The sequence below is a fragment of the Amycolatopsis sp. NPDC024027 genome, assembly GCF_040638975.1.
In the GTDB taxonomy this organism is placed as follows: domain Bacteria; phylum Actinomycetota; class Actinomycetes; order Mycobacteriales; family Pseudonocardiaceae; genus Amycolatopsis.
Map to the genome: position 1 here is coordinate 42,967 of NZ_JBEZYY010000016.1, position 14,294 is coordinate 57,260.

Here is a 14,294-nt window from a genome sequence, read left to right on the forward strand (position 1 = left end):
AACCGGTTTGTTCGTTCGATCACGCAGCTTGTGCGAACGACCGCTGCGGCATGATGGTGCCGTGCACGCCGCCGAGACCACCGCGACCCCGTGACCGGGGGCTACCTGAAGGGCCGGATCCGCCGCGAAGACATCATCACGGCGGCGGCCGCGGCGTACGGCGAACTCGGCTATCACGGCTCGTCGCTGCGCGAAATCGCCAAGCGCGTCGGGATTTCCCACGCCGGTCTCCTCTACTACTTCCCCACGAAGGAAGCCCTGCTCGCCGCCGTGCTCGAACGCCGGGACGCCGAGGACGCCGAGCGCGAGCAGCTGACCGTGCCGCCCGGGCTGGCGGTCCTGCGCCACTTCGTCGCCCTCGCCGAGCACAACGTCCGCCACCCCGGGATCGTCGACCTCTACTCCCGGCTCGCCGCCGAAGCGGTCGCCGCGGACCACCCGGCGCACGAGTACTTCGTGCGCCACTACCGGGCCGCGCGGGACGGCGTGCACGAGTCGTTCGAAGCCCTCGCGGCCCGCGGCGAACTGCGAGACGGTGTCGAGCCCGCGATGGCGGCGCTGACGTTCATCGCGCTGATGGACGGCCTGCAGGTGCAATGGCTGACCGTGCCCGGCGCCGTCGACCTGGTCGGCTCGCTGCGCTTCTACCTGCAGAACCTGCTCACCGTCCCGCTCTAGAGGGTCTTCGCATACGGGTCCCACCCCGCCGGCAGCAGCGGCGGGACGTCGACGGTGCTCGCGACCTCCACGCTCTGCCCGCGGGTCATGGATTCGTCGATGGCCAGCATCGCGTCGAGCACGTGGTAGGCCAGCTCGCCGGACGCGCGTTCCGGCACACCGGCCCGGATCGCCCGGGCCAGTTCCAGCGCGCCGGTGCCGCGCGAAGCCGCATGTCCTTGCGGCGCCAGCTCTTCCGGCTCGTCGCGGTCGAGCAGGTGCAGCCGCGTCGGCTCGTCGAACCGGTTGGGGTCGGGCAGCACGGCGGTGCCGAGCGCGCCGGTCAGCTCGAGCAGCCCGGTCCGCTTGAGCGCCGAGTCGAAGCTCAGGACCAGCTGCGCCGAGGCCCGTTCGAACTCGACGAGCGCGGTGACCGTCGTCGGCACCGACACCGGGAACTCGGTGCCCGCCCGCGGCCCGGACCCGACGACCCGGGTGTCGCGCGCCCGCCCGCCGGCGCCGGTGACGCGCCGGACCGGGCCCAGCAGGTGCACCAGGGCCGTCAGGTAGTACGGGCCCATGTCGAGCAGCGGCCCACCGCCGGGCTGGAAGTAGAATTCCGGCGCCGGGTGCCACCGCTCCGGCCCCGGCACCTGGAACAGCGCCAGTGCGGTCAGGGGACGGCCGATCCGGCCCGCGTCGACGGCCTGCCGCGCGGTCTGCAGCGCGGCGCCGAGCACGGTGTCGGGCGCGCCGGCCACCCGCAGGTTCTGCTCCCGTGCGCGGTCGAGGAGCTTGCGGCCGGTCTGGCGGTCCAGCGCGAGGGGCTTCTCCGTCCACACGTGCTTGCCCGCTTCGAGCGCGGCGAGGCCGACCTCGGCGTGCGCGGCCGGGACGGTCAGGTTGACGACCAGCTCGACGTCCGGGTCGGCCAGCAGCTCGGCCACGGTGCCCGATCGCGGCACGCCGTGCTCGGCCGCGCGGGCCGCCGCGCGCCCGGTGTCGAGGTCGGCGACCCGCACCACGCGGACGTCCGGGAAGGCGGTGAGGTTCTCGAGGTAGGTGCCGCTGATGATGCCGGTGCCGATGATCCCGACGCCGACCGGGCCGCCGGTCACCGGCCCGCGCCGGTCAGGAAGGCGTGGCTGGCGGCGATGGCCTCGAAGAGGTCGCCGTCGAACGCGTCGAACTCGACCACGCGCAGCGCGTCCGGCGCGGCGGCGAGCACCTCGGCCACCGGAACCCGGCCCTGACCGGCCGGGACCTGGCCGGTGGCGTCGGTGGCGAGCCCGCCGTCCTTGACGTGGATGGCCCGCACCCGGTTGCCGAGCCGCCGCAGCAGGGCGGGCGCGTCCTCGCCGCCCGCGGTGGCCCAGTATGTGTCGACCTCCAGGGCGACCGCCGGGTCGAGCTGCTCGGCGAACACCTCGAAGGCGCTGCGTTCGCCGATCCGGGACTGCAGTTCCCACCAGTGGTTGTGGTAGCCGACGCGGACGCCGTGCTCGGCCGCGAGCTTCGCGGCGGCGTTCAGCCCGTCCGCGGTGGCCGCGATGTCGGCGGGCTCCTGCCACCGCTCGGGCGGCACGAACGGGTCGATCACCAGGCCGATGCCCAGCTCCGCGGCCGTGGCGAAGACGGCGTGCCGGTCGGCGCCGAGCAGCTGCGCGTGCGCGGTCGGGGCGGTCAGGCCGTTGGCGGGCAGCCCGGCCCGCAGTGCCTCGGCGTTTTCGAGGACGCCGTATGGCTCCACCTGCGTGAAGCCGATCGCGGCGAGCCGCCGCAGGGTGTCGGCGGGATCGGCCGCGAAGGCGTCGCGGACCGAATACAGCTGCACGGAAGGCACGCTCATCACCGGCTCCTCCACTTCGCCGTGGCGCCGTCGGCCGCGGCTCCTCAATTTCTACCACCTGGTCAAAATTGTGACCAGGGGATTCTCGGGACGATCCCCCGGCCGGCGGCATGCCCCGGCTCACGCCAATGGGTGTTTTGGCTGCCCCCGAATGGGGCAGTAACGCCAAGAGCGGGGAGCCAGGGCCGATCCGGGAGGTGCCGGTAGTGGACAGGGCAGGAAACGATGGCGACACGGGAGCCGCCGCCGGCGAGCACCCCGGGTCCCGTCGCGACCTGACCGAGCTGTCCGAGGCGGCCCGGGACCTCGACCGGCGGATCGAGCAGCACCTCGAGCGGCTGCGCCGTGAACGAGCCCAGCGCGCCGCCGACATCCCCAGCCAGCGGCTGCGCCGGCTGGGGTAGCCGGCGAGCCACCTCGGCTTCACCGCGCGGACGCGACCTACTACTCTGGGTGGCCCAACGCCACCCGCCGAAGTCCTGCGAGGTCGCCATGTCCGACACGCCGTCCGTGCTGTCCCCGAGCCAGAAGCCGGTGGGCGTCGACCCCGCCCGGCCGAGCATCGCGCGGATCTACGACGGGTTCCTCGGCGGGCACAACTTCTACGAGGTCGACCGCGTGGTGATGGACAAGATCCGCACGGCCGTCCCGGAAGCGGTGGACATCGCCCGCGGCAACCGCGGGTTCCACAACCGCGCGCTGCGGATGCTGGCCAACCAGACCGGGATCCGCCAGTACCTCGACTGCGGGTCCGGGCTGCCGACAGCCGAAAACACCCACCAGATCGTGCAGCGCATCGACAAGGACAACACGGTCGTCTACATCGACAACGACCCGGTGGTCCTCGCCCACGGCCGCGCGCTGCTCGTCGAGAACGACTTCACGCACATGGTCGAGGCGGACATCTTCAAGCCGCAGGAAGTCCTGAACCACCCGGAAGTCCTGGCGCACGTCGACTTCTCCGAGCCGGTCGCGCTGCTGCAGGTGGGCACGATGCACCACTTCGAAGGCGACGGCGTCGTCGACCTCATGCGCGAATACATCGACGCGCTGCCGTCGGGTTCGTACGTGGTGCTGTCGCACTTCTTCGACCCCGAGGTGCCGGAGCTGACCGCGATCGCCAAGCGCATCGAGCAGATCCTGGTCTCCGGCCCGCTCGGCGCCGGCCGCTTCCGCACCCGCGCGGAGATCGAAGCCATGATGGCCGGCCTCGAGCTGGTCCAGCCGAACGCGACCTCCGGCCCGGGCATGGCGGTCTGCGACGAGTGGTGGCCGGACGGCCCCCGGCTCACGCCGCTCAGCGACTCCGCCAGGTGCGTGGCCGGGATCGTCGGCTACAAGCCGTAGCGCCTCACCCTTCCGGTTCCTCCGCTGTCTCTCCGGCCGGCACGGCCCCGTCGCGCAGCCACTTCAGCTTGACCTCGAACTGGCCCTGCAGCCCGGTGCGCGCGATCACCGCCCCGGCCTGGGCGTCCAGCTTGACGCCGAACTTGAGCTCGACCTCGTCCGGCCCGAGGTCGCGGAACTGGGCCAGCGCGGCGGACGCGGCCGCGCGGACTTCGCTCAGCGCGTGCTCGAAGGTCGTGGTCGCCTTGCGGAGCACCCCCGACGGCACCGAAGCCTGCTCCAGGCCCGGTTCCCCCTCGACCTCGACGACCACGGAACCGCCGTCGGCCAGCGGGAAACGCACGAACTCCTGCACCGGATCTCCTTCTTCCGCACGGTTTCAGCACGGCAGGTCAAGCCATTGCTCGCGGCCGATGCCGCGGCGCACCTGCTCCAGCTCCTCCAGCAGGGTGTCCAGCCGGTCCGGGTGGGCCAGGTACTCCAGCACCGCCTGGTAGAACCCGCTGGTCATCGCCGAGGGCATCAGGTCCGACGCGTCGAAGCACAGGTCGGTGCCGTTGGCCAGGGTCGTCGCGATCCGCCGGCTCACGTCGCTGCGGTAGACGTCCGGGCCGACGACACGCTGGTGCACCGAGAACGTCGTCCCGCCGGACGGCCAGATCCGCTGCCCCTGCTCCCCGGCCAGGTAGACCATGAGCCGGCGCGCGGCCGGGGTGTCGTGGAACATCCCGGCGAGGTCGGCCGACACCTCCGACCGCGCGGTTTTCCCGGTGCCCGGGAACGGGAAGAACCGGAAGTCCCGGTCGGGCACGGGCGGCCCGGCCGGCCGCGGGACCGCCAGGTAGCCACCGATCGCGAACGAGCCGAGGTGCTCGAGCAGGCAGCCGGGTGGATCGGCGAACAGGCCCCGGCCGGCGTCGGCGAACGAGGTGAGCAGGGCCGCCGTGCTGCCACCGCGGACCGCGCCCGGCGCCAGGACCAGCGTGCCCCAGCTCCGCCACGCGTCGCGCACGACTTCGTCGGTCCAGGCCAGCTCGCCGGCCGCCCACTTGCGGTACTTGTCCGGAGCCTGGTGCAGCAGGATGTCCTCGAGCCAGTCGGTGCCCGGGAACCCGGAGTTCGGCGGCGCCCCCATGCCGAGGCACCACGGCTGCTGCCCGGCGGCGGAAAGCCGCCCGGAGGTCGCCACGAGCGCGTCCCAGGTGGCCGGCGGGTCTTCCCGGAACCGGTCCGGGTCGTACCAGACGATGCTCTTCAGATCCGCCTTCACCACGACCGCGTACGTCGTGTTCCCGCCGAGCTGCTGCAGTTTCCGCCACGTCGGGCTGTACGCGGCGGTCGCGTCCGCGTCCAGGACGCCGTCGAGGGATTTCAGCTTCCCGGACTGCGCGTAGCCCGCCAGCTCGGCCGGGTTGGACAGCACCGCCACGTCGGGTGGGGTGCCCTGCTGCAGGTCCCCGCGCAGCACCTGGCTCTGCGCGCGGGTGCCCTGGTAGCGCGTGGGAATCCCGGTCTCCCGGGTGAACCCGTCGAGGACCCGCAGGAACGCCGTCTGCTCGTCGCCGGTCCACGACCCCAGCACGATCACCGGCTCCGCGCCGGTCCCGGCGGCACACCCGGAGATCAGGAGCAGGAGGGCCAGCACCGAACCGGCGCAGCGCTTCATCACGGCTCTCTCCTCGCGCGGAACCGGTATTCGTCGAGCCGGGGTTGCAGGCCACCCACCGCCAGGACGCCGATTCCGGCGGCCAGCAGCGGAATCCCGTAGCCGAGCCCCCCGGTCCAGCGCGGTTCGGTGAGTCCCGGGCCCAGCAGCGCCGATTCGTCGACGGCGCCCGGCGGCGCATCCGGGACGGCGGGCGGGACGGGTGTCCCGGCGGCGAACGCGGTCACCGTGGCACCGCACGCGGCCACTCCCTCCACCCCGCACTGGGCGGTCAGCACCCGGGCGAGGGCCCACCGGGCCTGGCCGGCGGCCGCCGAGGTGGCCGCGGACCGCGCGTCGACGGTGCGCTCCAGCGCGGTGCCGCCGTCCCGGGCGTCGGATTGGATGCCGAGCAGCAGCGCCGTCCCCGCGCCCAGCAGCACGCACGCCACCGTGGCGGCCAGCAGCGCGGTGTTCACCGTGCGCCGGAACCGCCGGGCGAGGAACCGCTGCGCCCAGACGAGCGTGGCGAGCAGCAGGACCAGCGGCACCGCCCACAGCGCCGTGATCGCGGGACCCAGCCAGTTCGCCCCGAGCTGCCGGTCGAGGGCGGCGCGCTGAGCCGCCTCGAGCGCGTCGAGCCGGGCGAGGATCCCGTTCTCCGGCGCGGTCAGCAGGTCCGACGCGGACTGCAGGTTGCTCGCGGCGAGCGGGCCGTGCGGGTCCTGCCGGAAATAGGCGGCGGCGTGCCCGATGAAACCGTTGTACGACGGCAGCAGCCCTTCGATCAACAGCAGCGTCTGGCTGCCTGCCCCGCCCGCCGCGTTGTGCTCGGCGACCTGGGCGAGCTGCTGGCTCGTCCGGGCGATTTCGTCCTCGTACTGCTCGCTGGGGCCGGTCAGGCGCGCTTGCCGGGTGTCGAACGCGGTCACCGCCGCCCGGTGTGCGGCCACGATCGCTTCCTTGGCCAAGGACACTTCGAGCACCGCGGGTGCGGTTCGCTCCCGCACCTCGGCGATGCTGGCCCGCACGCCGAGGAAGGTCGCCAGCGCCGTCCCCAGCACCAGCACACTGGCGGCCACGAGCCCGAGCCGCAGCCACCACAGGGTCTGCCGGGTGGTGCTGGTCGCGGTCACGAAGGCGCTCCCGCCTCGAACGGCGGCTCGCCGCAGTGCCGGCACCACTTCGCCGCCGACCCCACTTTTCGTCCACAGTGGACACACTCGCGCAGCGCCACGTCGGCTTCGGGCGGGACGGCTGCGGCGGCGGGTTCCGCCGAACCGGTGTAGGTGGAAATGGTCGAACCGAGCACCAGGGAGAAGCCGTCCCGCGGGCGGACACCGGCCTTGATCGCGACCGTGCCGTCGTCGTGCACGTCGATCAGCCGGCCCAGGCGCTTGAGGATCTCCGCGTTGCCCAGCTCGGTCGCCAGCCGGACCGCGGTGCTCCATTCGCGCGCCGCCGTCACCCGGTCGTCGCGCTCGAAGGCGTCCCAGCCCGTCCGGACCGCGCGGCCCAGTTCGGCCTGTCCGGTGACGCGGGCGACGTTGTCGTCCGGCACGCTGGAGAGCGCCAGGTCGTCGGTGAGGTAGCCGACGACGGCCAGCTGTTCGCCGACCGGCTCGTCGCCGGCGAAGAGCGTGACAGTGCCCAGCAACCGGTCTTCGTACCGCGTCAGCTCCCCCGCGTCGACGTCGAGGCAGAGGTGGTACTCGCGCAGCTCGTCGCCCCACGCCCCGGTGGGTAGCTCGATCGCGCGGCCCTCTTTCGGCTGACACTGCGGGGTGAGTTCGACCTCGGTCGGGAAGACCTGCTTGACGAACCGCAGCCGGCTGTAGGGCAGCGTGGTCATCCGCAGCCGCAGGTCCGGCACGGTCCGGCCCATCGCCCGCTCGACCAGGCGCCGGAAGTCCCCGGCGAGCTCCGCGTCCTCCAGGACGGCGTCCGCACTGCCGCGCAGGGCGGCCGCGATCCGCTGGAGGTCCCGCGGATCCCAGTCGTCGCCGATTCCCCGGGCGTCACAGGCGAACCGGCCCCGGCAGCGGTCGAGCGCGGCGTCCAGCGCCCCCCGGTGGTCGGACTCGTTCTTGCCGTCGGTGAGCAGCACCGCGTGCCGGATCACGGCCGGGGTCTTCCCGAACAGGTCCCGGGCCAGGTCCAGCCACGTGCTCATCGCCGTGCCGCCCCCGGCGATCAGCCCGGAGACCGCGACCTTCGCCTCGTGGCGGGTCCGCTCGCCGGCCACCGCCAGCGGCGGCTCGGCCGGGTACACGAGCCGGGCCCGGCTGGTGCATTCGACCACCCCGAACAGCACGCCGTCCCGCAGCGAGCCGATGGCCGCCCGGCAGGCGTGCCGGGCGGCTTCGATCTTCGTCGGCGGCCAGTCCATCGAGCTCGAGCAGTCCACCAGCAGCAGCTCGGCGGTCGGCGGCTGGCCGGCCGCCGGCACCCCGGCGTCGCCCACCCGCACGGTGAGCACGACGTCCATCCGGTCGTCGGAGGGCGCCAGGTACTTGTTCTGGCTCAGTTGCAGGGTGAACGACGGGCGGTCCCGGTCGGGCATCCGATCACCTTCTCGTCTTCGGCCGGACGGAGTTCGCGAGGTCGACCAGCACGCCGTGGGAGTTGCGATCGGGCGCCCGCTCGGCGAGCCGCCGCAGGGACACCTCCACCAGCGAGCGCAGGCCGCGTTCGGTGACGCGCTCGCCGAGGAGCGCGCCGCCGTACCAGTCTTCGCGGCCGGCGATTTCGGCCAGGGCGGGCAGCTCGGCGAGCGCGGCCTCGCGGACCAGCGCCTCCAGCCGGTCCTGGGCCTCCCGGTCGAGGTAGAGCTCGGGCAGCCGGCGCGCCGCGTCGGCGAAGTCGTCGCGGCCGGGCGGCCCGGACGGCAGGCGCCCGGCCCGGATCCGCACGGCGGCGATCCGCGCGGCGTCGTAGTGGCGCGAGACCGGCGGCACCGCGTCGAGGAGGGCGACCGCGGCGTCGCGGCCGTGCGTCCGCAGGTGACAGCGGGCCAGGCCGAAGGCGGCGCTGGCCTGGGCGTGGTCGCGGTGCCACACCGAGCGGTAGCAGCGTTCGGCCTGCTCGGTCTCCCCGCGCAGTTCGGCGCAGAACCCGAGCGCCAGCTTCGGCGCGATTTCGCCGGGCCAGCTGCGGTGCACCCGGTCGAACGCGGCCGTCGCCTGCTCGGCGTCGTCGCGGGCCAGCGCCAGCAGCCCGTGGTGCCACGCCGCCCGCCAGTCCCGCGCGGCCTCGGTCCCGAGCTGTTCTTCGGCGGCGGCCAGTGCCGCAGCCGCGGCATCGGAGTTCCCGAGCGCGACCTGGGCCCGCGTCCGGGCGAACGCGATCTCGACCGAGGGCTGCCCGAACATCGTCAGCTTGTCCAGCCAGCGGTGCGGCCCGGGCGCTCCCGCGGCGGCGATGAACTCGGCCGCCGGGTCGTCGGGAGCGACTCGCGGGATCGGCAGCCGGCCGGCGCCGTCGGCGGCACCCGGCAGGCCCAGGTCCAACCGGCCGGCGACACGCTCGCCGCCGACCCAGTGGTCGAGGCCGGGCACCGCGCCGAGGCCGTCGTCGAGCAGTTCCGCGGTGTCCTCGAACAGCGCCGAGGGCACCGGCCGCGGCCGTTCGTCGCGCAGCGAAAGGATTTCCCGGCGCACCCCGTCGAGCTGCTCGGCCATTTCGGACGCGGTGGCGAACCGCCGTTCGAACGGCGCGACAGCGCGTTCGAGCACCCGGTGCAGCGAGTCGAGGCCGCCCGCGACGCGGGCCGGATCGGCGTCTTCGCTCGCGGCTTCGAGCAGCACCTGCAGCGTCCGGCCCACGGTGTGCAGGTCCGAGCGCACGGTCAGGCCGTGCCGGGCGAGCTCGTGCGCCGGTGCCTGGAACCCTTCGGTGCCGATGCTCGGCCCGGCCGGCTCGTCGATCGAGCGGGCCGCGCCGAGGTCGATGACCTTGACCCGCTTGTCGCCGTGGATCACGTTCTCCGGCTTCATGTCGCAGTAGAGCAGGCCTTCGCCGTGCAGGTAGTCCAGCGCGCCGAGGATCGCCCGGCCGTAGACGATCACGTGCTCCACGCGCGGCGGCGGCCCGTGCTTCAGCAGGTCCCGCAGCGACCGCCCGCCGACGTACTCCATCACCAGGTAGGTGTCCGGTTCGCCGCCGCCGGGCGGCGTGTGCTCGACGAAGTCGCTGATGCGCACGATGTTCGGGTGGTCGAGCCGGACGAGCACATCGCGCTCGACCCGCGCCATCGCGCGCAGCACGGCGTTGCCGCTGTTGATCACGCCCTTGAGGGCGACGTGCTGGCCGGCGAGCGCGGTGTCGGCGGCCAGGTACACCCAGCCGAGCCCGCCGCGGGCGAAGCAGCCGAGGACGTCGTAGCGGTCGCCGACCCGCTCGCCGCGTTTCAGCTTGGGCAGGAAGGAGAAGCGCTCGCGGCAGTTTTCGCAGTACCCCTCGGCGATGGCGGGTTCCCCGCCGTCGGCGCGGCCGACGGGTTCCCCGCAGTGGCCGCAGAACCGGTGCTGCTCGGGGTAGACCGGGTCGGCGAGGACGAGTTTCTCGGGGTCCGGCACCTCGATCGCGGGCAGCGACTGGAAGTCCGCCTCGCCGCTCCAGAGTTCGACACTGCGGCCGAGTTCGACACTGCGCCGGGTGCTCTCGGGAGCCGGCCCGGGCGTGGCCGGCGGCTCGGCCGGCACCCGGCGGCGGCCGCACACCTCGCAGAACCCGGTCGGCCCGACCGGTTGTCCGTGGCACCACGCCGTTCCCGTCGTCACGCGCCCTCCAGCCGGCGGCGGACCGCGCGCACGTACCGCTCGACGAGTTCGGCCGCGGCCCCGGGTTCGTCCGGCCGCGTGGTCAGCACCTCCATGGCCTCGCGGTAGAGGTCGCCCAGCTCCTCGTCCTCCATCAAGCCCGCGTCGGTCGCCTTCGCGTTGTAGGCGCGCAGCCGTCCGTGCAGTTCATCGTGCCGCGCGGCGAGCGCGTCGAGTTCCGCGTACCGCCGGACCAGCTCCCACCGGGCCGCTTCCGCGTCCCGTTCGGTCGCCGCGAGGGCCCGCCGCACGCGGCCGGGTTCGACCCGCTCGCCCGCCGAGCGCAGCGCGGCCAGCCGCAGGCGCAGGTCCGCGGAGCTGCCGGGCACCGCCGTGCGCGAACCGATCCGGGCGGCTCGTTCCCGCGTGCGGTCCTCCTCGTGCTCCACCATGTCGACCAGCAGCGCCAGCCGATCCAGGCGCCGCGCGTTCTGTTCGTTCTCCCAGCGCCGCACCAGGCGCGCGCCGGGCGAGTCGGGCCCGCTGAACTGGAGCAGCACGGTGGCGCCCTTGTCCATCAGCGGCCGCACCACGTCGGTGAGCACTTCCTCCGGCGCACGGGCGTCTTCGACGCCGGTCACCGCCACCGCGACGTCTTCCGGGTTGGTCTGCAGCACGGTGACGACCTCTCCGGAGCTGATGCCGGCGCTGACGTGCTCGGCCACCTCGCCGGTGGTCTTGCCGGTCGCGTCCACGATCGCGGTGAGCCGCTCGCCGGGCACCCGGTCGGTCCCCGGTGGGCGGGACGCCCGGCGTTCACGCCGCACCTGCGCCAGGAGATCCTCCCGGACGGCGGAGTCACGATCGCCGATGACGACGATCAGCGGGCCGGCCGACGGCCGGGGCGGCTCCCCCACCCACCGGGCGACGTCCGGCACGTGCCGGACGATCACCTCCACCGGGATCAGGTAGGCGAGCCCCGCCCGTTCGTCGGTGTACTCGGTGACCACCATGCCGAGCACCGCACCGGTCGCCTTGTCGATCACGCCCGCGCCGCTGAACCCGCGCCGCACGCGCTCGCCGGGCAGCGGCGAATTGAGCTGGATCCATTCGCCGGCGGCGCCGGCCGGGCCGGCCAGTTCGGCGTTGTTCACCCAGACGCCGTACCGGTGCGGAGCCGGAAAGCCGTAGGTGTGGACCACCCGGTCGCGGACGGCACCCAGGCGCACCAGCGGGGCGCCGGGCACGTGGGGGAACGCTTCGGCGAGGTCCAGCAGCGCGATGTCGCCGCGGCCGTCTTCCGTCGGCGGCACCCAGCAACCGGGCCGCACCGCGGCGAGCGTCTCGGGCATCCCGTCCAAGCCGACGAAGCGCACCAGCACGTGCGCCCCCGAAAGCGCTTCCTCCGCCGCGGCCTGCACCACGTGCGCGCAGGTGAGCACCGTGGATTCGCCCAGCAGCATCCCGGCGCCCAGTGCCCGGCCCGACGAGTTCACCAAGCACACTCGCCACGGTTCCGGATCCCCCGCGCGCCCCTCGGCAGAACCGTTGTGCTCCCTCACCGGGTGCGACCTTACGACCCCGCACCGGCCTCCGGGACGGGTTCGCCCGCTTACCCCCGCAGATCACCCGATCGGCCGCTGACTCCGTGCCACCGTGGGGAACTCACGAACCCGCGCCGGTGGCCGGTGGTCAGTGTCCGGCGGCGCCGGGTCAGGCGACCGTCCGCAGCCGGCGGAGGGCGAAGAACACCAGCGCCGCCGCCAGGAGCACGAAGATCCCGGTCTCGATGCCCTGGAAGAGCCAGAACCGGTCCCCCGGCTGGTACTGCAGCCAGTTGACCGCCCCGGGGCCGGCTTCGGTGGCGGCGCAGCCGCCATCGCCGGGCGGGCACGGGCCGATCTGGGCGTTCGGCAGGACCAGCTCCCCGGCCGCGTTGCGGACACCGACGTCCATCACCCAGTTCCCGGACGCCGGATTCGGTGTCTGCCCGCCGGTCGGGGCGAACGTGAGGCTCTGCGCGGGCAGGTACCGCGGCCGGGCGAGGACCTCGATCGCGACGCGGACCGCCGCGAACCCGACCAGGGCGATCCCCATGGCGGGCAGGACCTTCCGCCAGTACGTCCCGGCGAAAACGCCGAGCGCCAGCGCGAACAGCGTGTACGCGATCGGGACGATCCCCTGCACGTCGAACGAGAGGTAGTTCAGCCGGCCGGTGCTCGCGCTCACCAGTGGCTGGAACCACCACGACACGCCCAGCGCGTACCCGACGGACAGCACGGTGGTCATCGCGCCGACCATGCCGAACTTGGCCAGCGCCCACTGCAGGCGGGTCACCCCCTGTGTCCACACCAGACGGTGGGTGCCCTGCTCGACCTCGCGGGCGACGAGCGGTGCGCCGAAGAACACGCCGACCAGCACCGGCAGGACCACGAACAGGACGGCGATGAAGACCATGCCGCCGTACTCCTGCTGCAACTGGTGGCCGAGGCTTTCGCAGCGTGAAACCGCCTCGGTCTGCGTGATCATCGACGCGCTGCCGAGCGCGGCCCGGCAGGCCCCCAGGCCCAGGCTGTCGTACTTCGCGTGCATCGCCAGGCCGGTGGGCACCATGACCGCGGCGAGCGCGGCCAGGGCGGCGAGGGTGAACAGCGCCTGCTTGCGGTGCTGCCGCCAGATCAGCCAGATCACGCCGGCACCCCCCACGCGGACGCCGGGACGCGGGGCCCGGCTTCGGCGAGGTGCGCCAGCACCACGTCCTCCAGGGTCACTCCGTGCTCCGTCCACAGTGGATCGATCGGGCCGTCGCCGCGGCGGACCAGCAGCGTCGACTGGCGTTCGGTGTGACTCGCGCGGACCACCTCCGCCACCCCGGCGATGGATTCGCTGCCGGCCCGCGGGCCGGCGAGCGTGCAGTACGTGGCGAGCAGGTCGTCGACCGGTCCCGCCAGCCGGACCTCCGACCGCCGCAGGACGATCAGGTGATCACAGCTGCGTTCGAGGTCCGCGAGCAGGTGCGAGGACAACAGCACGGTCGTCTCGCTTTCGGCCACGGCACCCATCAGCGTCTGCATGAACTCGCGGCGTGCGAGCGGGTCGAGGCTCGCGATGGGTTCGTCCAGCAGGAGCAACCGTGGTCGCTTGGCCAGGGCCAGCGCCAGGGCGACCTGGGCGCGCTGGCCGCCGGACAGCTTCCCCACCGGCTCGTCCGGCGGGATGCCGAGCATGCCGAGCCGGTCACGCGCCAGCGCGGAGTCCCAGCGGCGGCGGTTGAGCTTGCTGCCCATGGTGACCAGCTCCGCCGCGGTGAAGTCGCGGTAGAGCGGGGTGTCCTGCGCGACGAACCCGATGTCCGGCAGCGCGGACCGCGGTGCCCGTCCGAAGACGCGCACCTCGCCCGCGTCGGGTTCGAGCAGGCCGACGGCCAGGTGCAGCAACGTCGTCTTGCCCGCGCCGTTCGGGCCGACCAGCGCGGCGATGCGCCCGGCGGGCACCTCCAGCTCGCAGTCCCGCAACGCCCAGGTGCGCCCGTAGCGCTTGCCCAGCGCCCTGGCTTCCACCGCCAGTTCCATTCCGGACTCCCTATGACAGGTCGTGCGGCACCCGGGTGCCGCGGATCGTGGTTTCGATGAGGGCGGCGATGTCGTCGGGTGACATCCCCGCGGTTTCGGCGCGCTCCAGCCAGGCCACCAGTTCGTCGCGCAACTGCGCCTGGTGGCCCAGCGAAGGCCCGGCCAGGCTGCCGGTGACGAACGTGCCCACCCCCGGGCGGCCTTCGGCCAGCCCCTCCAGCACCAGCTCGCGGTAGGCCTTGAGCACGGTGTTCGGGTTGATCGCCAGCGCCTCGGCCACGGCCCGCACCTTCGGCAGCTGGTCGCCGGGCCGCAGCAGGCCGACGCGCAGCGCCTGCTTCACCTGGACGACGAGCTGCATGTACGTGGCAACCCGGGAACGGCCGTCGAGGACGAACTCGATCACCCTGCCCACCCTCCTATTGTCTTACGACATTAAGACAACACCTGCCGATGTCCGGCTG

Annotated in this window: 14 protein-coding genes; 3 read left to right on the plus strand and 11 right to left on the minus strand. The window is 73.4% G+C overall.

All coding sequences use genetic code 11. The features are described 5' to 3' along the window. Positions 1-90 precede the first annotated feature (90 nt). Positions 91-678, plus strand: a complete 588-nt coding sequence (locus AB0F52_RS32835) for a TetR/AcrR family transcriptional regulator (protein WP_360179503.1) — start codon at positions 91-93, stop codon at positions 676-678. On the opposite strand, the gene AB0F52_RS32840 is transcribed toward AB0F52_RS32835, so the two are convergent. Together AB0F52_RS32840 and AB0F52_RS32845 are read right to left on the minus strand one after the other, a co-directional pair. Then, the gene (locus AB0F52_RS32840; protein WP_360179505.1) at positions 675-1,775 is read right to left on the minus strand and encodes a Gfo/Idh/MocA family oxidoreductase; all 1,101 of its coding nucleotides are present in this window, start codon (positions 1,773-1,775) and stop codon (positions 675-677) included. The genes AB0F52_RS32835 and AB0F52_RS32840 overlap by 4 nt on opposite strands. Further along, the gene (locus AB0F52_RS32845) at positions 1,772-2,506 is read right to left on the minus strand and encodes a TIM barrel protein (protein ID WP_360179507.1); all 735 of its coding nucleotides are present in this window, start codon (positions 2,504-2,506) and stop codon (positions 1,772-1,774) included. Before AB0F52_RS32845 ends, AB0F52_RS32840 begins: the two co-directional genes overlap by 4 nt. A gap of 206 nt (positions 2,507-2,712) precedes the next feature. On the opposite strand from AB0F52_RS32845, the gene AB0F52_RS32850 reads away from it, so the two are divergent. Continuing rightward, entirely contained in the window at positions 2,713-2,910 is a 198-nt protein-coding gene (locus AB0F52_RS32850) for a hypothetical protein (RefSeq protein ID WP_360179509.1), read from the plus strand. A gap of 88 nt (positions 2,911-2,998) precedes the next feature. Further along, positions 2,999-3,853, plus strand: a complete 855-nt coding sequence (locus tag AB0F52_RS32855) for an SAM-dependent methyltransferase (RefSeq protein WP_360179857.1) — start codon at positions 2,999-3,001, stop codon at positions 3,851-3,853. A gap of 4 nt (positions 3,854-3,857) precedes the next feature. Here AB0F52_RS32855 and AB0F52_RS32860 read toward each other — a convergent pair whose 3' ends face one another. The 9 genes from AB0F52_RS32860 to AB0F52_RS32900 form a co-directional block, all read right to left on the minus strand. Then, positions 3,858-4,208, minus strand: a complete 351-nt coding sequence (locus tag AB0F52_RS32860; RefSeq protein WP_360179511.1) for a CU044_2847 family protein — start codon at positions 4,206-4,208, stop codon at positions 3,858-3,860. Between the two features lie 24 nt (positions 4,209-4,232). Beyond that, entirely contained in the window at positions 4,233-5,519 is a 1,287-nt protein-coding gene (locus AB0F52_RS32865; RefSeq protein ID WP_360179859.1) for an ABC transporter substrate-binding protein, read from the minus strand. After that, entirely contained in the window at positions 5,519-6,634 is a 1,116-nt protein-coding gene (locus AB0F52_RS32870) for a hypothetical protein (protein WP_360179513.1), read from the minus strand. The genes AB0F52_RS32865 and AB0F52_RS32870 overlap by 1 nt, the downstream gene beginning before the upstream one ends. Further along, positions 6,631-8,061 carry a vWA domain-containing protein gene (locus tag AB0F52_RS32875; protein ID WP_360179515.1) on the minus strand — a complete coding sequence of 477 codons (1,431 nt, stop codon included), beginning with the start codon at positions 8,059-8,061 and terminating at the stop codon, positions 6,631-6,633. Before AB0F52_RS32875 ends, AB0F52_RS32870 begins: the two co-directional genes overlap by 4 nt. A 4-nt stretch (positions 8,062-8,065) precedes the next feature. After that, complete coding sequence (locus tag AB0F52_RS32880) at positions 8,066-10,279, minus strand: tetratricopeptide repeat protein (RefSeq protein WP_360179517.1); 2,214 nt, start codon at positions 10,277-10,279, stop codon at positions 8,066-8,068. Beyond that, positions 10,276-11,820: a trypsin-like peptidase domain-containing protein gene (locus AB0F52_RS32885; protein WP_360179519.1), complete on the minus strand. Its 1,545-nt coding sequence runs from the start codon at positions 11,818-11,820 to the stop codon at positions 10,276-10,278. Before AB0F52_RS32885 ends, AB0F52_RS32880 begins: the two co-directional genes overlap by 4 nt. 151 nt (positions 11,821-11,971) lie before the next feature. Next, entirely contained in the window at positions 11,972-12,949 is a 978-nt protein-coding gene (locus AB0F52_RS32890) for an ABC transporter permease subunit (protein WP_360179521.1), read from the minus strand. Beyond that, positions 12,946-13,830, minus strand: a complete 885-nt coding sequence (locus tag AB0F52_RS32895; protein WP_360179523.1) for an ABC transporter ATP-binding protein — start codon at positions 13,828-13,830, stop codon at positions 12,946-12,948. Before AB0F52_RS32895 ends, AB0F52_RS32890 begins: the two co-directional genes overlap by 4 nt. A 10-nt stretch (positions 13,831-13,840) precedes the next feature. Beyond that, the gene (locus tag AB0F52_RS32900) at positions 13,841-14,236 is read right to left on the minus strand and encodes a GntR family transcriptional regulator (RefSeq protein WP_360179861.1); all 396 of its coding nucleotides are present in this window, start codon (positions 14,234-14,236) and stop codon (positions 13,841-13,843) included. Positions 14,237-14,294 lie beyond the last annotated feature (58 nt).